22 protein-coding genes and 1 pseudogene are annotated in these 23,550 nt (G+C 60.8%); 6 read left to right on the plus strand and 17 right to left on the minus strand.

Annotation, left to right across the window (positions count from 1 at the left end):
- Positions 1 to 82 precede the first annotated feature (82 nt).
- Entirely contained in the window at positions 83 to 913 is an 831-nt protein-coding gene (locus tag C1722_RS08645) for a C39 family peptidase (protein WP_102378870.1), read from the minus strand.
- Between the two features lie 244 nt (positions 914 to 1,157).
- Here C1722_RS08645 and C1722_RS08650 point away from each other — a divergent pair, with 244 nt between their 5' ends.
- The gene (locus tag C1722_RS08650; RefSeq protein ID WP_102378871.1) at positions 1,158 to 1,376 is read left to right on the plus strand and encodes an acyl carrier protein; all 219 of its coding nucleotides are present in this window, start codon (positions 1,158 to 1,160) and stop codon (positions 1,374 to 1,376) included.
- 155 nt (positions 1,377 to 1,531) lie between these two features.
- Here the strand turns inward: C1722_RS08650 and C1722_RS08655 are convergent, their stop codons facing one another.
- Together C1722_RS08655 and aspS are read right to left on the minus strand one after the other, a co-directional pair.
- Complete coding sequence (locus C1722_RS08655; protein ID WP_102378872.1) at positions 1,532 to 2,386, minus strand: DegV family protein; 855 nt, start codon at positions 2,384 to 2,386, stop codon at positions 1,532 to 1,534.
- Between the two features lie 260 nt (positions 2,387 to 2,646).
- Positions 2,647 to 4,425, minus strand: a complete 1,779-nt coding sequence (aspS, locus tag C1722_RS08660) for an aspartate--tRNA ligase (RefSeq protein ID WP_102378873.1) — start codon at positions 4,423 to 4,425, stop codon at positions 2,647 to 2,649.
- A gap of 270 nt (positions 4,426 to 4,695) precedes the next feature.
- Between aspS and C1722_RS08665 the strand changes: the two genes are divergently transcribed.
- Both C1722_RS08665 and C1722_RS08670 read left to right on the plus strand, forming a co-directional pair.
- Positions 4,696 to 4,965: a type II toxin-antitoxin system prevent-host-death family antitoxin gene (locus C1722_RS08665; RefSeq protein WP_102378874.1), complete on the plus strand. Its 270-nt coding sequence runs from the start codon at positions 4,696 to 4,698 to the stop codon at positions 4,963 to 4,965.
- The gene (locus tag C1722_RS08670) at positions 4,955 to 5,269 is read left to right on the plus strand and encodes a type II toxin-antitoxin system RelE/ParE family toxin (RefSeq protein ID WP_102378875.1); all 315 of its coding nucleotides are present in this window, start codon (positions 4,955 to 4,957) and stop codon (positions 5,267 to 5,269) included. Before C1722_RS08665 ends, C1722_RS08670 begins: the two co-directional genes overlap by 11 nt.
- A gap of 86 nt (positions 5,270 to 5,355) precedes the next feature.
- On the opposite strand, the gene C1722_RS08675 is transcribed toward C1722_RS08670, so the two are convergent.
- The gene (locus C1722_RS08675) at positions 5,356 to 6,153 is read right to left on the minus strand and encodes a helix-turn-helix transcriptional regulator (RefSeq protein WP_180995103.1); all 798 of its coding nucleotides are present in this window, start codon (positions 6,151 to 6,153) and stop codon (positions 5,356 to 5,358) included.
- A gap of 1,552 nt (positions 6,154 to 7,705) precedes the next feature.
- On the opposite strand from C1722_RS08675, the gene C1722_RS17875 reads away from it, so the two are divergent.
- Together C1722_RS17875 and C1722_RS08690 are read left to right on the plus strand one after the other, a co-directional pair.
- A complete protein-coding gene (locus C1722_RS17875; protein WP_425319377.1) occupies positions 7,706 to 7,834 on the plus strand; it encodes a twin-arginine translocation signal domain-containing protein in 129 nt (42 codons plus the stop codon).
- Positions 7,786 to 9,288 (plus strand): annotated as a pseudogene (locus tag C1722_RS08690) (FAD-binding protein); the annotation flags it as partial. The gene C1722_RS17875 and the pseudogene C1722_RS08690, both read left to right, overlap by 49 nt.
- 233 nt (positions 9,289 to 9,521) lie before the next feature.
- Here C1722_RS08690 and C1722_RS08695 read toward each other — a convergent pair.
- From C1722_RS08695 to C1722_RS08745, 11 genes are all read right to left on the minus strand, one after another.
- The gene (locus C1722_RS08695; protein WP_102378879.1) at positions 9,522 to 10,484 is read right to left on the minus strand and encodes a trigger factor; all 963 of its coding nucleotides are present in this window, start codon (positions 10,482 to 10,484) and stop codon (positions 9,522 to 9,524) included.
- 68 nt (positions 10,485 to 10,552) lie between these two features.
- Positions 10,553 to 10,909: a hypothetical protein gene (locus C1722_RS16970; protein ID WP_180995105.1), complete on the minus strand. Its 357-nt coding sequence runs from the start codon at positions 10,907 to 10,909 to the stop codon at positions 10,553 to 10,555.
- Between the two features lie 12 nt (positions 10,910 to 10,921).
- Complete coding sequence (locus C1722_RS08705; RefSeq protein WP_102378881.1) at positions 10,922 to 11,314, minus strand: SpoVA/SpoVAEb family sporulation membrane protein; 393 nt, start codon at positions 11,312 to 11,314, stop codon at positions 10,922 to 10,924.
- 432 nt (positions 11,315 to 11,746) lie between these two features.
- Positions 11,747 to 13,216 carry a helix-turn-helix transcriptional regulator gene (locus C1722_RS08710; RefSeq protein ID WP_102378882.1) on the minus strand — a complete coding sequence of 490 codons (1,470 nt, stop codon included), beginning with the start codon at positions 13,214 to 13,216 and terminating at the stop codon, positions 11,747 to 11,749.
- 133 nt (positions 13,217 to 13,349) lie between these two features.
- Positions 13,350 to 13,775 (minus strand): YegP family protein, encoded by a 426-nt coding sequence (locus C1722_RS08715; RefSeq protein WP_102378883.1) that lies wholly within the window; start codon positions 13,773 to 13,775, stop codon positions 13,350 to 13,352.
- A gap of 34 nt (positions 13,776 to 13,809) precedes the next feature.
- Positions 13,810 to 14,052: a hypothetical protein gene (locus tag C1722_RS08720; RefSeq protein ID WP_102378884.1), complete on the minus strand. Its 243-nt coding sequence runs from the start codon at positions 14,050 to 14,052 to the stop codon at positions 13,810 to 13,812.
- Positions 14,053 to 14,149: 97 nt separating this feature from the next.
- Positions 14,150 to 14,521: a hypothetical protein gene (locus C1722_RS08725; RefSeq protein WP_102378885.1), complete on the minus strand. Its 372-nt coding sequence runs from the start codon at positions 14,519 to 14,521 to the stop codon at positions 14,150 to 14,152.
- Positions 14,522 to 14,619: 98 nt separating this feature from the next.
- The gene (locus C1722_RS08730; RefSeq protein ID WP_102378886.1) at positions 14,620 to 14,991 is read right to left on the minus strand and encodes an oxidoreductase; all 372 of its coding nucleotides are present in this window, start codon (positions 14,989 to 14,991) and stop codon (positions 14,620 to 14,622) included.
- Between the two features lie 29 nt (positions 14,992 to 15,020).
- Complete coding sequence (locus tag C1722_RS08735; protein WP_102378887.1) at positions 15,021 to 17,336, minus strand: molybdopterin-containing oxidoreductase family protein; 2,316 nt, start codon at positions 17,334 to 17,336, stop codon at positions 15,021 to 15,023.
- A 286-nt stretch (positions 17,337 to 17,622) separates the two neighbouring features.
- The gene (gene hisS / locus C1722_RS08740; RefSeq protein WP_102378888.1) at positions 17,623 to 18,999 is read right to left on the minus strand and encodes a histidine--tRNA ligase; all 1,377 of its coding nucleotides are present in this window, start codon (positions 18,997 to 18,999) and stop codon (positions 17,623 to 17,625) included.
- Between the two features lie 15 nt (positions 19,000 to 19,014).
- On the minus strand, positions 19,015 to 21,696 hold the full coding sequence (locus C1722_RS08745) for a hypothetical protein (protein WP_146040635.1): 2,682 nt from the start codon (positions 21,694 to 21,696) through the stop codon (positions 19,015 to 19,017).
- A 237-nt stretch (positions 21,697 to 21,933) separates the two neighbouring features.
- Between C1722_RS08745 and C1722_RS08750 the strand changes: the two genes are divergently transcribed.
- Positions 21,934 to 22,443, plus strand: coding sequence for a helix-turn-helix domain-containing protein (locus C1722_RS08750; protein ID WP_102378890.1), 510 nt, complete (start codon positions 21,934 to 21,936; stop codon positions 22,441 to 22,443).
- 197 nt (positions 22,444 to 22,640) lie between these two features.
- Here the strand turns inward: C1722_RS08750 and C1722_RS08755 are convergent, their stop codons facing one another.
- Both C1722_RS08755 and C1722_RS08760 read right to left on the minus strand, forming a co-directional pair.
- Entirely contained in the window at positions 22,641 to 23,021 is a 381-nt protein-coding gene (locus tag C1722_RS08755) for a NifB/NifX family molybdenum-iron cluster-binding protein (RefSeq protein WP_102378891.1), read from the minus strand.
- A gap of 4 nt (positions 23,022 to 23,025) precedes the next feature.
- Positions 23,026 to 23,481, minus strand: coding sequence for a PadR family transcriptional regulator (locus C1722_RS08760; protein ID WP_102379598.1), 456 nt, complete (start codon positions 23,479 to 23,481; stop codon positions 23,026 to 23,028).
- Positions 23,482 to 23,550 lie beyond the last annotated feature (69 nt).

The following is a 23,550-nucleotide window of genomic DNA, read 5'->3' on the forward strand; positions in this document are numbered from 1 at the left end:
TGCCATCCAGCTCACCCCGACGCGCCATGACGGCGACCGGGCCTCGCTTTTCTCAAAGGAACCTGTGCGCCGAGGCAGAGCATCATTCGATTACAACCGCCTGCGAACCAAGTTCGGCAAACCGTTCGGCCAGCAAGCCCATATCGTAATCGACGATCCCCTCGAGCGGATCGCATACGGTAACCGTCGACGCCTCGGTATCGAAACCGCACACCACCATACAGTGGTTGTTCGCGTACAATCCGTACAGGCGGCCGTTCTCCCATTGGGTCAGATACGGCTCGTCTCCCGGATCTTTGAGGTCGACTGTATCCCAAACGATTACCGGGCATCCGCTCTCCACCTTGGCGAGCACTTCGGAAAACGTCCAGCCGGTCGTATCGGACGCCGAAAGAACCGATCCGCAATCGGACAAATAGGAGTTTGCCGTCTGCGCGATGCAGGGCGCAAGGCAGGCATGGGATGCCGCATCGCGGGGATCGCCGAGGAACGAGAAGACGAAATCGGTCGAGCTTGTGGGCAGCCACCAATCGGCTATGTCGGTTTTCTCGAGATCGAATCCGTAGAAAAGGAGCACGTCGGTCAAGGCGACCGATTCGCATCCGGTCGGAAGCTCGGGGTTCTGAAGGAGCGATGGAACCTCTACGGTTGCAGATGCCGAACCGACGGTCCGCACGGCTTCGCTTGCCGCCGCTGCGGCGCTCACACGATCTGCAAGGCTGAACTCCGCCGCACTGGCAACGGGGTCGCCGATGAGGCCGAACGCGGCAGCGAATGCCGACGACGCGAAGATGCAGGCAAGCCCCGCTTTCAAGAACACCCCGCGCCGCCCATGCGGTGTACAGCGAGCGGTGCGCGGCGAGCCCGCTTCCGCGCAACAGCGCGTACAGCTTTCGTTCGTCTCTCGGTCCATACCCTGTCCCTTCGTTGAGCGTCCGGACGCGATTCGAACTGTATCGACCGCACCTGAAAACAACCTGAAACGCGGTTCGGCCCAACAGGTCTTGCACGAATCGCACACAAGCCCTCGACAAACAAACGGATGGGGAATGATGTTCGTTGCATGCCACACAGGTAATCCTCGGTACGTTCACAGCATCCGAGCAAGCGCACTCTAGTACAATGGACGGCATCGAAGAACAGGAGGTAACACGAACATGGCCACCATCGATACGGTTAAGGAAATCCTGCAGGAGAACCTCGATATCGCACCCGATCAGGTTAGCGAAGAATCCACGTTCGATTCGCTCGGCGTCGATTCCCTCGACATGGTCGAGCTGATCTGCGACCTTGAGGAGAAGTGCGAGATCGACTTCGGCGAGCCCGAAGGTCTCGCAACAGTAGGAGACCTGGTCTCCTACGTGGACAGCCTGTAAAAAAGCGTTGCCATCAGCAAACGCCGGGCGCAACCTACATCGCGCCCGGCGTTTCGCCGCAGTCGGTCGCCCTGCATGCGAAGGCCCGTCTCGTCAATCCAGAACGAGTAAACGCGCCACCCCGAGCGGCGCACATCGACGGGTGCGCCGTTAGCCTAGCCCATCGGCAGGTTCGGTACCGCTTTGAGGTCGATGGCCTGGATCGCTATGCAATCGGGACCGCCCTGCGTTATGAACGCGGGACCCAGCTCGAACAGGCCGTTTTCGCATGAGGGGAACGCCTCGGCCAACGCCTCCTGCGCCACGCGGGCCTGCTTGATGTTGCCGGCATGGCTCACGCCGAGGTAGCTGGTATCGGTGATACCGCGTTTTCTCAGATCGCCGATAACGGCATTGAGCGCCTTGCCGAAGCCTCGCGCAACCGTCAAACGCTCAAGACGCGTGCCGTCGGACGTCTGCATCATCACGGGAACCGCTTTGAGCAGATGGGCGAACTTCGCCGCCAAAGGGGTCAACCGTCCCCCACGACGCAGGTAATCGAAATCTTCGGGCAGCAGATACGAATGGGCGCTGCCGATTATCGGCAGCAGGCGGCTGACGACCTCCTCGGCGCTATCGCATTGCTTGGCGAATTCGACTGCACAGAGAGCTAAAGCCCTGTGGGGAATGCAGAGCGTTCTCGAATTGACCACATGGATCCGCTCGGGGTGCCTCGCCTGCTTCGCGAGGCCGCATGCAACCTCGTACGCCCCCGACAAGCCGTCCGCCATCGCGAGGTGCACGACCTCCTCATCGGTTTCGTAGGCGGCAAGCGTCGCCGCAGGAGACGGAGAAGAACTCTGCGGCAGGGCTCCGGCCCGCACGCGCGCAAGGAACTCGTCGGAGCTCATCTGCTCGTATTCGGCCCAAGTTTCGCTCCCGATGGCGACCGACAGGGGCAGGATCTCGATACCGTGCCGCCTTCCCTGCTCGATGTCGAACATAACCGAAGAGTCGGCAATGATCTTCATGCGGGTCTCGTTTCTCTCGTCAAACGCATCGCACTTCCCCCGGGCGACACGCATGGTTTTTGCATAGTCGACTCATCATGAAGATCAAAGGCTCCGCGCGCAATACTATTTCAACAAATAGGTTCGATTGGTTCGGTTTATTCCATGATTGGCTTCAGCGGGTACATCCGCTGGGTTACACCCCGACCGCTTTGAGCGCCGAAACGAAACGGGGCCGCACCCAGCGGATGCGGCCCCGATAAATCCCGTTGAACGCCCGGCTACAGCGTGCGCAGGTTCACTTCCTTGAGCTGACGCGCGGTGACGGAGCTCGGAGCGCCGGTCATCGGATCGGATGCCGAGCTCGTCTTCGGGAACGCGATGACGTCGCGGATCGATTTCTTGTTCGCAAGCAGCATGACCAAACGGTCGAGGCCGAGCGCGATGCCGCCGTGCGGGGGCGCACCGAGTTCGAGAGCGTGGATGAGATGGCCGAACTTCTCGTCGATCTCCTCGTCGGTCAGACCGAGCCTGCGCAGGACGCGGCGCTGCATGTCGGCGTTGTGGATACGGATGGTACCGCCGCCCGCTTCGAAGCCGTCCATGACGAGGTCGTAGGAGTAGCTGCCGCATTCGAGCGGCGCATCCTCGATCTTGTCAACGTCCTCGTAGCGGATCTGCGTAAACGGATGGTGCTCGGCTGCGTACTTCTTCTCGTCCTCGTCGTACTTGAACATCGGGAAGTTCACGACCCACATGAGCTTGTGACCCTCGCGCGGCACGTCGAGCGCGTCGGCCATATGCAGGCGCAACGCCGAGAGCACGGCGTTCGCCACGTCGGGCTTATCGGCTGCGAACAGCACGAGATCGCCCGGCTCCACGTCGAGCGCACGCTTGAGCGCTGCAAACTCCTCGTCGGAGAAGAACTTGATGATGGGACTCTTCTCGTTGCCGTCGGAGGTGAACGCGATCCAGGCCATGCCCTTCGCGCCGTTCTCTGCGGCGATGTCGGCGAGCTTCTCGACCTCGCCGCGACTCCAATCGCCCGCACCCTTCGCATTGATGGCCTTCACGATGCCGCCCGATTGGGCCACGCTCGAAAACACCTTAAAGCCCGAATCCTTCACGATATCGGTCACGTTCACGAGTTCCATGCCGAAGCGCGTATCGGGGCGGTCGTTTCCGAAGCGATCCATCGCCTCGGCGTAAGGCATGCGCTCGAGCGGAAATTCGTGCTCGACGCCGACGGCGGCAAGTACCTCGGCCATCACGTCTTCCATGAGCTTCAGCACATCGTCTTCCTCGACGAAGCTCATCTCGATATCGACTTGCGTGAACTCGGGCTGACGGTCGGCGCGCAGGTCCTCGTCGCGGAAGCACCGCGCGATCTGGTAGTAGCGCTCGATACCGCCCACCATGAGCATCTGCTTGAATTGCTGGGGGCTCTGCGGAAGCGCGTAGAAGCGGCCCGGGTTCGGACGGCTCGGCACAATGTAGTCGCGCGCGCCCTCGGGCGTGGAATTCGCGAGGATCGGCGTCTCGACTTCGAGGAAGCCGCGCTCGTTCAAGGCCGTGCGCATCGCCTGGGCGACCTTATGGCGCAGATGGATCGCATCGAACATCTCAGGGCGGCGAAGGTCGAGGTAGCGCCACTTCATGCGGGTGGTCTCGTCGGTTTCGATGCCGTCTTCGATGGAGAACGGGGGCGTCACGCTCGTGTTGAGCACGTCGACGGAGCTGGCCAGCACTTCGATTTCGCCGGTAGCCATGTTGGGGTTCACTGCCTCGGCCCCGCGGTCGCGCACCGTGCCCGTGACCTTGAGCACGTATTCGCGGCCCAGGTGCTCGGCTTTCGCAAAATCATCGGCGCTCACGCAATCGGGGTCGACGACCACCTGCGTGTAGCCCGCACGATCGCGCAGGTCGATGAAGATCAGCCCGCCGTGGTCGCGGTTGTGCCACGCCCAGCCGGTCAGCACGACCTCGCGGCCCACATCCTCAGCTCGCAGCTCGCCGCACGTTGCGGTGTGCATGCAGTACTCGTTCATAAAGTCCGTCATCTGTTCTTGCTCCTCAGCGTTGCTATTGGTATTCGCCACGCGGATGCTCCGGCAACGGCGAACGTCACTCAAACCTAGTTATTGTACTAGGTAACGCCGACAAACCAACCCCCGAGAGCATCTTTTCATGGAAAACGAACGCGATCGCACCTGCTCGGACTTCGCGTCGGAAGGCGATGGCGCGGGAGTCAGGACGGCACCGGCGGTTTCGGCGAGCTTTTCGAGCATACATGATAATGCTATAATTATGTCAAACTAGAAGGAGGCACAATGCCAACTTGCATACCGATCAAAGACTTACGAGACACGGCGGCGTTCGCCGAGCTTGTGGAGACATCGCCCGGACCTGTCATCGTCACGAAAAACGGCTACGATCAGTTCGTTGTCATTCGCAGCAAGGACTACGACGAGATACGGGAGCTCCAAGCGAAAAACCGTATTATGGAGCGCATGCTGATAGCCGAGCGCGAACGGGCAGCGAACTTCCACGCCAATGCCAAGGACTCTATCGCCTCGCTGAGAGCGCATTATGACCTATAGGCCCCGTATCCTCGAGAGCGCCGATCGCGAACTGAGCCAGATAGTCGCCTATCTGGCTGGCCACAGCAAAGATGCCGCAAAAGCCTTCCTAGACGAGTACGAGTTGCAGCTCGATCTCATCTGCTCGAAAACCGTAGCGTACGGGCCGTCCCGCATGCCCGAGCTCGCACAGCTCGGATACCATTGCGCCCTTGTGGGAAGGTATCTATTCCTCTATTGCATCGAAGACGATGCCGTCGTGGTAGCGCATCTGTTCCATCAAAGGCAAGACTATGCCAAGCTGGTCGAATCCGAGCGAACGTAGCTTTCCGCAGGAAGACGCTTCGATATCGGCAGAACGACCCGCCAGCCTCCTACGCATCCTAGCTTTCGAACGAAGCAACGGAGCCCCTACCCCTTGTCGATCAGCTCGAGCAGCTCCTCGCGCGACGAAACGTCGAGCTTGCGGTAGATGCTCTTCACATGGGTGCGAACCGTGCTTTCAGAGATGACGAGCGTCTTCGCTATGAACACGATGCCGTGCCCTCGACCGAGATACGAAAGCGTCTCGGTCTCGCGCGGCGAAAGTTCGAACCGCACGGCAACCGCCTCGATACGCCGCGAGAGTTCGCTCTGCGCTTCGCCGCCATCCCCCCTGCGCACCTCGCGCTCAGATGCGCCCTCCCGTCTCCATGACGACAGCAAGGGAGCCAACACGACGAATCCGAAGTACATCGTGCTGATGACGAGCAGGATAGGTCCCGCGTTTTCGGCAAACGCGGAAACCGATCCGAACGATATGCCGAGAAACGATGCGGCCATGAAGCACGCAACCGTTAGTCCGTAGATGAACGGCGACGAGAATTCGCGGGCATGGGCCATCGCGCAGAGGCTCGAAAGCGCGAGAATGCCGATGATGCCGTAAAACACATACGAGAGCGTTGCCGCGAGCCACTGGGCGACCGTGCCAAAGGGAAAGGCGTTGAGCACGACGAGCACGATGGCGCACACCGGAAGGAACACCTGGTAGACAAACGACATGAGCGGCCGGTCGATCTTGAGAAGACTCAGGGGAAGCACCACGATAGCAGCCACGATGCCCCCGAGCGTTTCGACGTAGAACGCATCGAACACCATGAACTTGCGCACGCCCATCACGAATGCGAACACGAGCAAGCCCGCGAACGGCAACGCGGCAACCGAAGCCATCCTGCGCACGTTGGCGAGCATCTCGCGGGCATCGGTTTTCCCGTCGGCCGAAACGGCGGACGAGCCGCCGACAAGATAGCCGAGCTCGCGATCGCCTGGCTNTTGGCGAGCATCTCGCGGGCATCGGTTTTCCCGTCGGCCGAAACGGCGGACGAGCCGCCGACAAGATAGCCGAGCTCGCGATCGCCGTCGCGGCTCGGAAGGTCGGCACCGCCGCGGTCGAGCTTTCCGCCTACCGCCTTCACGCAGGGAAGCGCCACGCCGATCAGCGCGAGCAGCCCAAACGCCACCAACCCGGGTTCGATGGCAACCGACGAAAGCATAAGCGCGATAAACGATGCGGCACCCACCATGATGGCCAAATAGAACAACGCTTGACGCAGGTCGAACAGGGCAAGGTACGTGCCCCACGCTATGCAGAGGGGAACCATACCGCAGGCAACCGCGACACCTGCGGCGATCATCACGCCTTCGTTGCCGAATCCCTCGACTCCGAGTCCCGCAACGAAGAGGGCGAACCCGCCGACATAGAGCACCGAAGATGAAATGATGAGCTGCGGGGTTGCGAACAGCGCAGCATTGCGTCGAAAGGCGAACCACGCCGAAGCCGCTCCGGTAAGGGCGGCGACCACCATCATCGTATTCACGAACGGCGGCATGAGCGCATCCGCAGCGCCGTATTCCGAAAACAAGACAAGATTGGGCGAGTAGAGCGGCAGCGTTGCGAAGAAGGCGATGAACGCCAACGTTTCGAGTTTGAACTCCTGCGAAAAACGCACTGCTTCCACCTCCGTCGCACAGGGTCGTTACCGCCCACAGTATACCCCAAGAAACATGACGCCATTTCGTTTGGGCGCATGCGCCGCCTTATCCAATCGCGCAGCGAACCCAACATCGCAAATGACCGGAAGTCCGCCGCTCAACCGAGGTCGGGGCGGCCGCGCAGGCGTTCGGCGGCGGTTCAGCGGTCCCTGCCCTGTTCGACCGCATGCCAATATCGGTTCGGCAGCAGGATGGGGTCGGCGAGGTTGCCGTGCGAGGGGGTTCCTGCGGGCCTTCTCGAGAGGTTCCGCAGAGCTTCTGCGAGGTTCCTGTACGAGGGGGTTCCTGCATGAGATTTGCGATAGTGAACCCTCGAGGCGGATTAATGGCACGATAACCATATGCAGCCGCACGAAACCCGCAGATCAAATTCTGCGCTTCTTACCTACATGGAGTCACAATCGTAAATCTCATGCAAAATAAGGCTTTGATTCGAAACGGGCTTCGTTGCCGCCTGCATGCGCCCGTTTCGCCTGCCATCGCAAAACAACCTTCTCACCTGCAACCTTGTTGCAACTACCCCAAAACCGCGAGGACGCGTCCCGTCTGCCTCGCGGTTTCGGGCGACCTCGTTTCAGCAAATTCCCCCAGCGCAGCGATTTTCACCGACGGCGGCACGCCGTAGAGTGCCCTCGAAGCGTTCGTTCCCAACGGAAACCGAAAAAGCCGATTGGATAAGCGAACGCAGATCGATCGGTACCAAGGAGACAAGGGAGGAATCATGGCTATCATGAAATCAGGAATCTCACGGCGCGCGTTTCTCGGCCTCGGAGCGACGGCGGCCGTCGCGGCGGGNGCGGGCACGGGTTCGCCGGCATTACCGCATGCCGGGAACTCGCCGAAGAAGGCTACAAGGTGATTCTCGTTGAAAAGCAGCCCGAAGACACGTATGCCGCCGTCGGCAACGAGTTCGCAGCGCTCAACGCCTCCATCCTCAAGGAGCGCGGCGTTCCCGAGATCGACCCCGTGGAGTTCTTCCAGAACTGGATGACCGTCACCGGAAACTACCCCAACCAAGAACTCGTTATGAAATTCGCCCAGCACTCGGGCGAGAACTCCGACTGGTACCTCTCGGAGCTTTCCGAAGAAGACTTTGCCACCATGACGACGGCCTTCTTCCCCAAAACCCCCCATCAGCTCGACAACATCGGTCCCATCAAGTTCTGGCCGAGCGTCTGCAGCTTCTACGGCGATTGCAACCAAACCAAGATTCACGAGTACAACCGCGCCGTTGCGCAGGATAAAGGTGCCGAGTTCCTCTTCGGCACCGAGGCCCTCTACGTCATCATGGATAACGGCCAGGTGGCGGGCCTTGCCGCTAAAAACGCCGATGGCAACCTGAAGCTCAACGCCAAAGCTGTCGTCATCGCTTGCGGAGGTTTCGGCGGCAACCCCGAAATGATGGCCGACCTTATGCCCGACATGTACCACGCGCTCGTCGGCGACGAGCAGCTCACCTCCATGTCGGCAAACGACGGCCGCGGCGTGCAGATGGCCTACTGGGCAGGCGCGCACCTCGAAACCTGCCCCATCCCCGGCATGAACATGAAGGGGCTTTCGCTTCCCGGCAAGATGAACTGCCTGCCGCAGTCCGTCTGGATCGACGAGAACGGCAAGCGCTTCTGCAACGAGTACTACGCCACCTCCGAGCAGCGCGGACTCGCCACCGTATACAAGAGCCGCAAAACCAAGTTCGCCGTATGCGACGCCAACTTCCCCGAGTACCGCCAGTACACCATCCCGCAGCACGCCGGGTTCACGGCCACCGAGGAGAACATCGCCTCGCTCCAGGAATCGCTCGACAAGGCATATGCGATCTTCAAGGGAACCTACGAGGAGCCCGAGAAGGAAGAAGGGGAAGGCGGCGGCATGGGGCCGGTCACCACGATCGATTTCATTGCCGACGACACGCTCGAAGGTCTGGCGAGCCAGCTCGGCCTGACCGGTGAGGCGGCAACGAACTTCGTCGAAACGATCAACAACTACAACGCCTACTGCGAAGCGGGCGCCGACCAAGAATTCGGACGCGATAAGGCGGTGCTCTTCCCCGTAAAAGAACCGCCGTTTTTCGCCTGCACGTTCGATCCGGTTCTCGGCGAAACGATGGTCACCTGCGGCGGCATCATCACCGACGGCGAGCAGAACGCGCTCGATGAGAACTTCGAGCCGATCCCCGGACTCTACGTTTCGGGCAACGATTGCGGCCGCCGCTTCGGCTACGAGTACATCACCCCCATTCCCGGCTGCAGCCTCGGCATGGCCATCACGCTCGGCCGCGAATGCGGCAAGTCGGTCGGAGCGTACCTCGGCTAAGAGCGCAGTCGTCAAGTACCCCGCGCAACCGGTCTCCTCCCGATAGCGCGTACACGCCCGCAGGAAAAGCCCGTTCGCGCGTGCTTTTCCTGCGATGCTGCGGCGGTTGCGGATTGCAGCTCAAAGCAACCGCCGCAGCGGCTGCCAAGACCGCGGGCGGAGCATCGCCGTTACCATCGACGCGCCGCCCGGCTCGTGCGACGGCTTCGCGTCATTTACACAAGCCGCGCGGTTCACCCCTCGTTAGAAGACTGCAGCACGATAGCCGACTCGACAACCATATCGAGCGTCTTTTCGAAGATCGCAACCGTACGCATCCTTTCTCGATCCCCGAGTTCGCCGAACGCTTGCCAGGATGCGCCGCTCCCCGCTCGCGAAGTCTCGAGAATTCGATCGATCTCGTCATCGCTCGCTTCGACACCGAAATGTTCGGCCATGAGCCCGATCGCCGCGCCTTCCGACGCGATGCGCGCGGCCTCGGCCGTAATCGTACGCTCCCGCTCTTCGTCGCTCAGGCGGGCAAGCTGACCGCAGCGGCCGCCCGCCTCCCCCCGGATAACCTGCCGCTCAAAGTCTTCACGAATGCGAGAAGCAACCCGATCGACCACTTCGGGGTCGGGATCGCCGATCAGGCGCTCGCCCAGCGCGGCGGAGCAACGCGCCCGCTTAAGATCGGCCAGCTTGCGGCTGCGTTCGCCTTCGAGCTCCCCGCGAACCGTTTCCCTTAAGCGGGCCGCCGTGCCCATGCGCGGAATGTGGGCAGCAACCCACTCGTCGCACAGGATCGGCTGAACCAGTCCCCTCACTTCCCGCACCTCGATATCGGCATCCATAACCGATACGCATCCGTCGTCTCCCGAGCTGCCTAAAGCGGGAACCTCGAACGAGAACACCCGACGATCGCCCGCTTTCATCCCCAGCATTCCCTCGGCAAACGCGACGGGGAAAAACCCGTCGCCAACGGTAATGGTGAGATCAACGTGGTTGAGACCGTGCATTTCCACGCCGTTTTCCCTGAGCGTAACGGATGCCTTAGCCTTATCGCGCATGCAAAGGCCATGCGCATCATCGCGTTCGTATTCAGGAATCTGCTCGAGTATCTCCCGAATGCGGGCATCGACGTCCGCATCGGCAACGCTTGCGCCCGGAAGCGCGATACGCACGGGATCGTACGATGTCAAGTCATGGTTCGCCATTGGTTTCCTTTCCGATTGCCCTCGCCGTTCAACAAAAAGGCCGCAGCACGTCGCTTTCCGGGGTGCCGTCAGTTTCCTTTCGGCTCCCGATGGATGACGGCATACACGGCGCCCGTGATGATGCCTACCACGGCCACCACCGCGAATACAGCCAGTATAGTCACCAAAGGCTCCACGCTGCCGCCACCCAGAACGATTCCGACGTCCTGGCATATCGTCGAACCAGCCGCAAATACGGTGACGACGAATCCCGCCTGCCCGAACTCGGTCAGCGCGGAAACGACCCCCGTCGGTACGAGAAGCGCCGCGACGGTCTGCACGAGCAAAAACAACGTCGGTCCTTCAACATCGGAAAAGAACTCGCTGACCAACTGGGTGCATACGCATAAGCATCCGCACACCATAAACGCTCCGAAAAATGGCACCTCGTTCACCTCCTAAATTGACAGCGCCGCAACAATGCCGACGACGGCGGCAAGCAGGGAGCCCACTCCCAGCACGTACAGAAATATCTTCAGCCCACCGAAAAGCCCCCCGGTAAAACCGCGCTCGCGAGCGCCCTGAAGGAACATGCCCGCCACCGCAGACACCAGCCCGCTGAACGGCATGGCAGCCCCAATGGCCCCCACCTTCTCTATCTTCTGGTACACGTCGCACACGTACAGCACGCCGCCGACGATGCCCAACGACACCAACGCAGCAGGCATCGCCAGTGCGGCACCGGAACCGAGCACGGCTTGCCACAGCGTATAAAACGCTTGGCCGAGCAGACCCAGGCAACCGCCGACGAGAAAAGCACCCGCAAGACGCTTTGCAAGTTTCCCATCCATGAACTGACCTCCTCGTTTCTTCAGATCGACCCCGAACCGAGCACCTGCGCCTCAGGGCACCGTCACAGCTCGGAAGGACCGTGTTTCAGGGTTTTGGCAAACTCCGCCGCCGAAAGGGGCGGCACGCGGTTTTCGCAGGAGGCCAGCACCCCGTCCTCGGGCTTCTCCTTCGCCCTTCCGCAGGGCTCCGAACAAAGAAGACCGGTATGGCGGCAGCGAACCGTTGGCTGGGTTCGCACCGCCGGCAGATCGGCACCGCAAAATTCGCAGGTACTGCGAGCAAGGTTGCCGTCTGAGAAATCATTCGTTTTCCCGCACTGCGCGCACGTCGTCGGACGCCGTTTTCGAGGCGGATGGCATCGACCGCAGTAGGGATTGCACGTTAAGCACATGGCAGCACCCCGTTGTATCGCAACAGCATCGTAAACCCGATCAGAGTCTCACATGAGGCTCTTCGACCTCCCTTTTGATCCGCATGCGCTCGTCCTCGACACGGTCAATGAGATCCTGCTGGGTTTCGATATCCAGCTTTCGGTAAATGTTGTACATATGGGACTTCACGGTATACACCGAGATGTCCAACTCTCGCGCGATCACGTTTGCCGAACGACCGTGCGAGAGGATCTGGAATATATCGCATTCGCGCGGCGTCAAACCCTCTTCGCGGGCTACGCTCTCACACGCCCTCCTCCACAACCCCTGGCCAATCCGATTCTCGTCCGACGGCGCTTCCGGCAATTGGGCGAGCGGCATGGTGAGGGGATCCGCGCCATAGGGCATAACCGTGATGCCGACCGAAAGGAACACAACCATCACGATCGAGCAAACGACTTCGGCCACCGGAAAAACCGCCGCGTTCGCAATGACACCCAAAGCAAAACCGCCGCCGATGCCGATGAAAAACGGCAATGCGGTTCGAGCATACAGATAGCAGCTCTGGCACTCGAACTCCGTCGCCAGCAACGCACGGTTCACGATCCTGGCAAGGTCCCTAACGAACAGCATGGTGAGCAGCAAAACGGCAAGAACGACTCCCCAAGCTCCCGACGAATACGGAGCGACGAGCAAAAGCGCGATCAAGCCCGGGAATGTAAACCGCTCGACAGGACCCAGCAAAAGCCACGACCCCCGCTTCAGCTTGACCAAAACGCATGAGACGACGACCGATCCCAAGACGCCGAAGCCGAGAGTAAGCAATGCGTACGACAGGGGCATGGTACGGGAAAGCAGGCAGATGGCGTTGCCGATCACCAGACCCGTTATCGCGTACGAGACCGATGATCGCATGTTCAGATGCAGGGTGTCGGCCGATTCCTTCCTGCTGACAAAGCGGCTCGGTTTGATGCCCTGCGATATCGTCATGTAGAAAACCGCCGACAGCAGTGTTGCCGCAGCCAGGGCGATGCGCTCCGAAAACGGATCCAGGAACGTCACCGACACCATCCCGACGCCCATCGTCGCAAACGCGATGACGAACGACATCGACAGCGTGGCCTTCGTCTGATTGGCAACGTAATCGGACCACACCACCATGAGCAGCCCGACTGCTGCGCCTGAAACGAGACGTAAGCCTAGCGACAGGGCCTCGCTTGCAAGGCCCGCCGAACTGGCCCAAGCAGCCGCACCGTACGCCGCCATCAATATGCAGCTAGACGGCCACAGCAGCTTTCTCGTTCCGAGCCTCGTCAGCCAGTCGCTACCCCACAAGGAAGCAACGACGCACAAGAGGATTGCCGCCAGGCTTGCCAAGCCAGAGGCGTAAGCGGCATCGTCATTCGCACCCGCAAAGGCAAACGCGTTCCCGAAAAGCATGATATAGAGCGTAGCAACGACGACGCCGTATCCGATGGCTCCCATAAGCACATCCGAGGACGGCCACCGCCTCACATTATCTTCCCCCATGTGTCACCCGCCAAGTCCGTTGTAAAACGCTCGTCTATAGACTCCTTGAATCCCTTGATTGTCATCCGTTCGAACCGTCGCTTTCCTGCACCCAGCGGCGTTTCAGCGATATGGTACCACGGGAAATACCGACTTAAACAGTAGTATTTACCGCCCGCGCGACCACCTCGCGCGCATGGGTTTGCAGTACGTCGTGAATACGCGTCGTCAGGTCGATCTCGGGCGTCCGGTCGATCACTTCAGCATCCGCAGCTAAGCGCTTGACTTCCTCAGCGCACCGCATCCGCTCCTCTTCGGAACGGAAAACGGGGCTGGTTCCCAGCACGTGGGCATCGGTCGCTCTCACATTGAAGAGCAAGCCTCCATCATCGGCATCGATGAACTCGTACAAGCTGTCTTTGAGCCCGGCATTGCGCATCCAGCTTATCTCGTTCAGACACATCGGCTTGAGTTCCCGATACTGACTCGTAAGAACGACATTTCCACTTTCGTCCTTCAGATACACAACGTAGCGTTGGCTTACGCCCACCTGAACGATCTCGTACATGCCTTTTGACATAACGCACCTCCTCGTCGATACCTTCACTGCGGTGCTACGCGTTTGATCCCCCGGGGGCGCTCGGCGGTTTCGGAGCTGCGGGCGGTTTCGGAGCCGCGGGAGCCGAGCCGTTCGGAGCCGCCGTCTTGCCCAGTTTCATGGGCGGAAACTTCGCGCCGCATTCCGCACACACCTTTGCCGTCAACGGCTGGGTCGCACCGCATGCGGGACATTCTTTCGTTTTAGGGCCCGCCGCTTCGGCGGCTTCGACTTCGGCCTGCGGTGGTCTGTAACACATGGCTTTCGTCCCTTCTTCTCTTCGCGTCAAGCGATCCTGTCCGCAATCGCCTGAGCCTCCCGTTGTGGGCGCGCGATACGGTTCGCGCGCCCGATTGCTACTCTTCGGTTTGATCTTCCACAACAGCGCCCTTCGCTGCCGAGACGATCTCCTTGCGCACGCGCTCCATCTCGTCTTCGGTCTCGAACACTGCGCTGAACCCCAGGGGCGCTGCATCGCCGATGCGCCCCTGCTCGCCCTCGCGCGAGGTGTGCTCTTCTCCGCGAATGGTGTAACCGCCGTGCGGACCCGCCATGGGCTGCAGGTGATATACCAGATCGTCGCCCCAGCTTTTCATGAGATCGACCTTGCGCTGCGCCATGTCCTTGGTGCTCGCGATTGCGCCCTTGAACAGGACGTCGCCCTGATCGTCGACGAGGTTGAAGCGGTATTTCGTGCGTTCCTTTACCAGGATGAACTTGCCGCTCATGCCGGCCTCCTTTCTTTTATGCGGGCGAACGTCGCTTGGCAACGACGCTCGCCCGCCCGTTTTTATGCCGCCCGGTCGATCGAACGGCACAGCGCCTCTTAGTAGACCGCCTTTTTGCGCGGCTCGTCGTTGGTCTCGTTGAAGAGAACCATCTTTTTCTTCGTCATCTTCTTCGCCAGCTCGTCAAGCGGACCCACCGTGATGACAAGCGCCTGGCAGTGCTGTTCGCACAGCGCCTTTTTGCCTGCAGCGATTCGATCCTTGCAGAAGTCGCAATGCTCGGCAGGGATGGGCACGTGGTTCCACTCCCAGTCGGTCTCGCTGTAGCGCCAGGGACCGTTGTCGGCAAGTTTGATGCCCCATTCGTCCTCTTCCAAGTCGAAGCGTTCTTTGCAGCTCACTTCGCATGAGTGGCAGCCCGTGCAGTAATCGTAGTCAACGAGCATACCCATCGCCGTTTTATCTGCCATGATTCTCACCCCTTTTCTTTCGTCTCCGTCTATCGCTCAAGGTACGCAGGCGTTTTATCCCACGCCTTCGCCGGCCAGCCCTCTTCGAAGTCCGGGCCGCCCTCCGCCTTGGTTACGCTGCAGATCATGCACTTGAACGGCGAGCCGAAGCCCATCTTTCCGTACAGACCGTGCGGCACCAGCTGGTTGATGTTGGCATCGAACACGCCGTAGGAGCCGTGGCCCGTATCGTCGGGGCCCTTCTCCGGGTACCACCAGCCGTGTTTAGCCATGAGCGTGCCCTCTTTGATGATCGGGGTGGCGCGAACCTTCTGGCGGCACTTGCCGAACATGTTCTCGAGGTAGACCCAATCGCCGTCGACGAGTCCCAGGCGCTTGAGGTCTGCGGGGTTCATCTCCACCGTCGGCCACGGGTCAAGATCGCGCAGGCGCTTGATATGGCGCTGCTCGGAGTGGAAGTACGACCACGAACGGGCGCCGGTCGTCAGCACGAACGGGTACTTCTCGGCCAAATCGGGCGTGCTGACCGGGCTGTACGGCGGCTCCTCGTAATAGGGCATGGGATCGTCGCCCCAGTCGGCGAAACGCTGGCAGTAGGCTTCCACCATGCCGGACTGCGTGCCGAATCCCGGCTCGCCGTTCCACGTCTGCAGGCCGTAGGCGTACTTCTCGAACTCGTAGGGAGGCGTCACGAAACCGAGTTCGGAATCGCGCAGCTCCTCCCACGTGCCTTCGATCCCGTAACCGTTCAACTCCCAGGTAAGGAACTCATAGAGGTCCTTCCACGGGAACTTCGACGGATTGAGCCTCCAGCCCAAATCGAGCATGATCTCGTCGTCGGATTTGCACTCGCCCACCTGGTTGCCCTTGACGCAGGCGGCGACGAACAGCGTGAGCGCGCCGTAGTGCGTTGCCACAAGCCCGTCCTTTTCGCCTGTAGACGCCACAGGCAGGAACAGATCGCCGTAGGACGCGCACGAGGGCGTCATGGTGAGATCGGCGAACACGTTGAAGTCGGGGCGGTGCATGGCGGCGTCGACCATCTGGGGATCGGCCGACGGGCAGGCGATCGGGTTCGAGCTCATGGTGAACGTCATCTTGATGGGATAGGGCTTGTCGGTGCGGATGGCGTCCATGGCGATATCGCATTGCGTCGTGGAGCACGCAGTTGACACGCAGGGATACTCGGCAGCGCCGAGGCGCTTCGCCTTGATGTCGTCGTCAAGCTCTTCCCAGCCCCACCACGACGTGGGGGCCTCGCGGTCCGAACCGCCGAGCAGCACGCCGCCCGGTACGTCAAGGTTGCCGGTGATGGCGCACATGAGCAGCACGAGATGCGCCGTCTGGATGCCGTTGACCTTCTCGTCGACAGCGAGTCCCCAGGTCATGGAACCGGGCTTCTCGGTCGCCCAGTAGCGGGCTGCGTCGATGATGAGCTGCTCGGGAACGCCCGTGATCGACGAGGCGAGCGAGGGCGGGTACTCGGCGCAGCGCTCGGCGAACTCCTTGAAACCGTACACCCAGTTGTCGCAGAACTCGTGGTCGTAGAGGTCTTCGGAGATGATGACATGGCACATCGCGAGGTACAGCGCGGCGTCGGTGCCGGGGCGCAGCTGGAGGAAGTACTTGGCACGCGTCGCAAGCCACGTGGCGCGAGGATCGACGACGATGAGCTCGGTGCCGCGCTTCATCATGTCGACGAGCGCATGGCCGAACAGGCCGTCGGGGTTCGAGACGAGAGGATCCTTGCCGATGATGAGCGCGCACTTGGGCAGCACGTAGTTCGGATCGTCGTAGCGCAGCTCGGGGAACTCGGTCGCGTAGTCGAGCTCGGGATACCCGGCACCGAGCACGTACACGCAGATCGACGAACGGGGGCCATAGCACGACCAGCCGTTGTGCGGGTAGTTGAAGTTCGGCGATTCGAACGCCGAGAACGTAATCTTCGGGACGGTGTGCCACACATCGCGACCCGTGCCGATGAACGTCATGATGGATTCGGGGCCGTACTCCTTCTGGATGCGGCGCGTTTCCGACTCGATCATGTCGTAGGCCTCATCCCAGCTGATGCGCTCCCACTTGCTGTTGTCGCCGCGGTATTTCGGATCGCGTTTCATGGGGTAGATAACGCGCTCCGGACTGTTGTTGTAGGCCGGAAGCTCGAGGAACTTGATGGACACGCGACCCTGCGTGATGGGATTGGTCGGATCGCCCTCCACATGATGGAGCACGTCGTCCTTGTAGTACAAGCGAAGACCCCATCCCACCGGGTGCTCGCCCGGAGGAGACCACGCGCAGGTTCGCACTACGGTGTAGTCGCCCTCTTGCCACTTCCAGTTGCTCATAGCATTTCCCCTTTCCGTAAGGTGTCTGCTCGCTTCTCGCGTTCGGACTGCCTTGGAACTCGAAAACCCGTCTGATTCGCCTTGGCTAGCGTCGAACAGAACCCGAAAAGCGCACATCCCCATATAAGGCTCCGAACACAACGAGAACCAGCTTCAGCAAGTACGGAATTCGCTTTGCGATCTGGTTCTCTCAGAATCAGAAAGGGACTCATGCAGAAAGCATGAGTCCCTTGATCAGGTTATATGTTCGTTCTCGCGCTTCAGCGGAGCGGGACGGCAAACGCGCTTACTCCCCTTCGCCGACGGGAAACACGTCTTCGAGCTGCGGCACGGGTTCGCCGCCGTAGGGCAGACCGCCGAAATGCGCGAGCAGCTCCCTTACGGTCGCAATGTCCACGAGCGCCTCGCGGCGGGTGCCCATATCGCGAACCTTCATCTTGCCTTCGGCGAGCTCGTCGGGCCCGAGAATCGCCACGCGGCGCGCACCGAGCTTATCGGCGAGCTTGAACTGGCTCTTGAGGCTGCGCCCCTGATGGTCCATCTCGCCGACGATGCCCGCGTCGCGCGCCATCTGCAGAAGTTCGAACGCGACCGAGCGCGTTGTTTCATCCACGCATGCCACGAAGAAGTCGCAGCGTGCCGCAGGAGCGAATTCGACGCCCGCCGCCTGCAGGGCGAGCACGCAGCGCTCGTAGCCGAGGGCGAACCCGAGACCTGACGTCGGACGCCCGCCCACCTCTTCGGCGAGCTTGTCGTAGCGGCCTCCGCCACCGATTGCGTTTTGCGACCCGAGGCCGTCGACCACCTGCACCTCGAACACGGTGCGCGTATAGTAGTCGAGGCCGCGGACCAAACGGGTATCCTCAACATAGTCGATCGATGCCGCGTCGAGATACGACTTAACGGCAGCGTAGTGCTCCTTGCAATCGTCGCACAGGTAATCGGTGATCTTCGGCGCCTCTCCCATGACCACCGAACACGACGGGTTCTTGCAATCGAAGGCGCGCAAAGGATTGATCTCGGCGCGTCGCATGCACTCTTCGCACAGCTCCGCTTCGTGCTCTTCCATATAGGCGCGCACGCGCTCGCGATAGGCCGGCCGGCATTTCTCGCAGCCCATCGAGTTCAAGAGCAGGCGCATCGATCGCTCGGGGATGCCGATAGCCGCAAAGAACCTCATGAGCATGATGATGACCTCGGCGTCGGTGGTCGGCGCTTCGGCACCCAAGCACTCCACGCCGATCTGGTTGAACTGGCGGTACCGCCCCTTCTGGGGACGTTCGGCGCGAAACATCGGCCCCGCGTACATGAGTTTCACCGGAGCCGCACCCTGCGGTACGAGATCGTGCTGCACGACGGCGCGCACAACGCCTGCGGTCCCCTCGGGGCGCAGCGAGAGACGGCTCTTGCCCTTGATGCTCTCACCCGCCAGGAGCTTCTTCAGATTCTCGCCCGAGATCGCCTGGAACATCTCCTTCGACACCACATCAGTCGCCTCGCCGATGCCGCGCACGAACAGCTCGGTCTGCTCGAACATCGGCGTCTCGATCGGCAGATAGCCGTAGCGCCCGAACACCTCGGCAGCCGTTTGCTTGAAGCGGTTCCAGAATTTCGCCTCATCGGGCAACATGTCCTTCGTGCCTTCGGGAGCCTGCAATGACATCTTGAGTTCCTTTCTCTAATCGCCCAGCGAGCGAAATACGTTTACGATGGCATCGTCGGGACGATGCTGGCAGTAGGCGGCAAGCGTGCTGCGGGCGATAACGAACAGCTCCGCATCCACCGCCGCCGCCGAAGCCTCGAGCAGCCAGTCGAGCACGGTCTCAGTCGGTGCCACCACGATACGGTTCTCAGCAAGCACCTCGTCGACCTCGTCGGGGGAAAGAAGCTTCGCCCCTGGGTCGTTCAACAGTTCCTCGAGCTCCAGCCGCGCTTGTTCGTAGACGATGGGCGAAGTAGTCATCGACTTCAGGTAGCCCGCCACCCCCGTCTGCAGCCGACCGGCCTTCCATTCGGCATACGCAAGCTGATAGTATCCCATTGCGATTTCATTGGGAAGAAAAGCCGTTTCGAGGTAGCGGTTGATGGTAGCAACCGTATTGTCCATGTCGCCGACGAGCATGTACGTGCGCGCCATCTGCAAATACCCTGGACCGCCCATCGGCGCAAGCCCGATGCAGCGCCTGCCGTATCCAAGGGCTTCCTCGGTTCGATCGAACGAATGCTCGAGGAGCTTCACCGCTTCAAGGCAGCAGAAATACAGCGAGTCGGGAGCAAGCTTCACCTGACGGTCCGCATCCTGCCCGAACAAGCCCGCAAGCCGTCCGCGATTGTACACAACGCGGGAGGCGTAGGATTCGAAGCAACGAAACACGGTATCGGGAACATCGGCGAACCTGCCGGAAAGATCGGCTTTCCCAACTGCGGCGGCAAGCATCATAACCGCTTCGTCAAGCTCGCCTTTTTCGGCAATCGAGCGCGACTGCATGATCGCGGCCATAAGCTCGTCTTCGCCGAGGAACTTGTTCACCACCGCGTTCTGGTCGTTCGGATCAACCTCGTCGGCGGTCAATGCCACCATGAGATCCGTGCACGCGTCTTGGATATCGGGGTCGTCCGATTCGCCCCGCATCGCGGTGACGATGCGGACGCGCTCGGTGGTGGTCGAAGCCTTCGCTATCGAATCGGCCAACCGCTCGCCGATGGAACGCCGTTTCGCATTGTAGTTCACCGCCAGATCGAACAACTCGTTCGCCCCGAGCGCCGCACGGGCCGATTCGGGCACGGGCTGATCGACGATCTCGGGCTGCATACCGCGCAGGGGGTTTGCCAGCCGCTCGTCCTCGAAGGGCGACTCGATACCGGGCTGTCCGACCGTCACGCCGAGCCACGCGAAAAACGGCGCAGGATCGCCCTCGCCCGCCTGGCGGTACGCCCCGTTCGCGCAGAACGCAGACCGTTCGAACTCGACGGAGAACAGACGGGGCGGCTCGTCTTGGGGAAACTCCCCCGATCCGCCCCCCGCTTCGAGGCCATCGGACACCGTCCGCACGGCGACCCTCACGCTATCGATTGCCCGACTCTGCGAGAACGCGATGGCGGCGAGGATGATGGCAACGCGCATGGCGTACCGTACGGCCTGCGCTTCCCGCTCCGGCGCCGACACCTCCACCCACCCAGCCGCGCCCTGCGGCCATCGGGTTGCCGGCACAAGGGAAACGTCCGGAACCACGGCGTCGAACGCAGCTATGCCGCCTGCGACGTTCGTTCTGAAATCCGTTGTGAAACGAAACGGGAGGCGCAACCGCTCGATTGCCTCCGCGATGCCAAGGCGCACGGACCATTCGCCTGCTCGGGCGCCCTGGGCATCGGCCGGCGCCTCCGCAAGGGGCATCTGGCGAGCGATGGATTCGATGAGGTAGTAGTCCCATTGCCCGGCTTCCGCCTCATGCGCGGTATTCGCTTTCGCCCCGAGCGATTCCGCCGAGAGGAGATAGCGGTTGAGCGCGCCTTCGAGCGCCCATACCATACGGCGATACGGAGCCGCCGCCTCGTCGTCGCTCGTACCGAGGTAGTACGTATCGGCATACCGCTTCGTGCGGATGAGCCGCAACGGATCGCCTTTGGCCATACGGCTCAGCTCCACTGCGCGCTCGGTTCCCAAACCAGCCTCGGCAAGCCATCTGACCAAACATCGCTCGAGGCCCGGCGCCGTAAGCGCCGCATCGGCATCGGCTCCGGCGACGACCTCGACAATACGGTTCATCGCATCGAGGGGCTTGCTTTTCCGGAGCGCCTCGTCAACGTTATCAATCCCGTACAAGGGCGGCTGCGTTGCGCAAAGTGCGGGACGGTATACGAACGCGAGGTATATCCGCGCGATGAAATCATCGTAAGTAAGGTTCTCGCTGAAAGGACCGAAGTCGAACCACGACCCCTCAATGAAATAGCGCCCTCGCTCGAACCGGTATTCGGCAACGAGGCGCATCTCGCCGTTGGGATCGAGCACCTCGATACAACCGCGCTGGCACGCCTTTCCCGATTGTTCGGGATAATGGGAAACCGTAAGATCGGGGATTTGGGCGGGCGGGTACGTGATAGGCTGGTCGACGGCGAACACGCGGGCGAACTTGTCGAAGTAGGCGATAACACGGTACGTGGTCTTACCGAGGAACTCGACGACGTACTTCTCGTCTTTGCCGGGAGCAGGCATGGCACCGCTCACCCATCCGTAGGGATTCTGGGGCGCGAACCCCGCGCAAGGCGGCATGGCGCGGGGAAGCTCGTGTTTCTTCGCGAAGATCAAGCTCGCCTTGTCCGCCTCGAAGATACCACCTGTTCTCTTATCGTTATCGCCCATCGTTGCCGCCTTTCCGATACCGTCAAGGATACCAGAGTTGCGCACGATAAGCGGTTTGGCACCGCGCGATACGCGGGCAATCCATGTGCTCGCCGGGTGCACGGCAAACAGGATGGCCGATTGTGCTGGTTTCCAAGACTTCGGTTACAAGCAACCTGCATGTCAGCATGCGTTGCTTGTGGCAACGGGCATTCCCTCGTACGATAATGCGAGGAAATCAAAAGGAGGACAGATACATTGCTCAGCGAAAACATTAAGGCCATGAGGAAATCCAAAGGGCTTTCACAACAAGAACTTGCCATCGCGTTGAATGTTGTACGGCAAACAATCTCGAAATGGGAGCAAGGATTGTCGGTTCCCGACTCGGATATGCTGATTTCCCTATCAGAGGTGCTGGAGACCCCCGTGAGCACCCTGCTTGGGAAAACCGTTGCTGAAGCCAAAGTTGACGACCTGAAGGCGATTTCAGAAAAACTAGAGATTGTAAATTTGCAGCTCGCACAAAAGAGGATCGCCAGACGAAGAATCATTCAAGGATCGCTGGTATCGCTGTGTGCTCTTGTGGCGATAATCTCGGCGATCTTAATCGTATCGAATAGCCCCTATTTGAGCTGGAACTACCATGACCCTGAAACCGCTGTTCTGGGTGTAGGCTTTCATGCGTTCGAATGGCTATTCGTCAGGTTGGCACCCATTGTACTTATCGGTGCAATCGCAGGGCTTTTCTTAGCGAGAAGGAAAGCATAGCGCCCGCATCGCTTTGAAATGCGAAGCTCGACGCTCATTCGAATCACTGTACAAGAAGGCGCGCGGTGATTCGCACGCCTTCTCGCAACCGGCTTTGCTACCGCTTATTCCTCTTGTTCCAGGCGGGGTCGGCCTCTTGTATCGCCCGGTCCCGTTCGGCCCCTTTGCTGCGGCTCAGCTCGCCCCTCGCCCGCATCCTAGTGGTGATGCTGGCAGGTATTCTCCACGCCCATGATCGGCACGTTGCCCTGTGCGACGAGCTTCGCCGCATCGCCGACGTTCGGGGTCATGTTTTCGAAGTACACGGTAATGCCCGCATCGTTGAAGCCCATGAGGGGCCTTCCGCCCATACCGGCCGCCACGATCGCATCGACACCCTCTTCGGCCAAGAGGCCGACCGGACGCAGGCAGCCGCCCTCTTCGTGGGGCGGGTTGGCGAGAACCGACGTCCCCTTAACCTCGCCGTCGACGATGTCGACGAGCGTAAAGCAATCGCAGTGGCCGAAATGGCCCGACCGCTCCGCCTCAAGACCGCCTTCCCCCATCGAGGGCACTGCCAACTTCATCGTTTCGCTCATGATCCTATCCTTTCTGTTCGGGAGCAGCTCCCGTATCGTCATGCGGACCGTCTGATCCCGTTTCCCCGAGATGGGCGAGCCCGTTTTCCAACATAGATGCAAGCAATCCGTCCAAGCGCTCGCGGCTTCGCAAGGCGTCGATCCACTGCTCCGCGAGCTCGATGCCCTGCTTGGTCAGCTCGTACTCGCGACGACGCGGACCTGCGCCCTCTTCGCACCAGCGCGATACAACCGAGCCTTCCTCCTCCATGCGCCGCAATGTGCGGTATAGACCGCCCACATCGGCATCCACCTCGCCATCGCTCATTTCGAGGATGGTGCGGCGCAGATCGTAGCCGTATCCGCCCGCGTACAGAAGGGCAGCCAAAGCAGCAGGCTCGACAAGCGCGCCGCCTCCCCCGCCTCGGCGGCGACAGCACGGCTTGCGCCCCTCGTTGCCCGAACAATCGCCCCTCGGCATGGTTGCCACCTTTCGTTTCGCACGCATCCGTTGCGCGATATCGTGCACTCGCGCGGCTGCACATATGCC

This window comes from Raoultibacter timonensis, from assembly GCF_900240215.1.
Classification (GTDB): Bacteria; Actinomycetota; Coriobacteriia; order Coriobacteriales; family Eggerthellaceae; genus Raoultibacter; species Raoultibacter timonensis.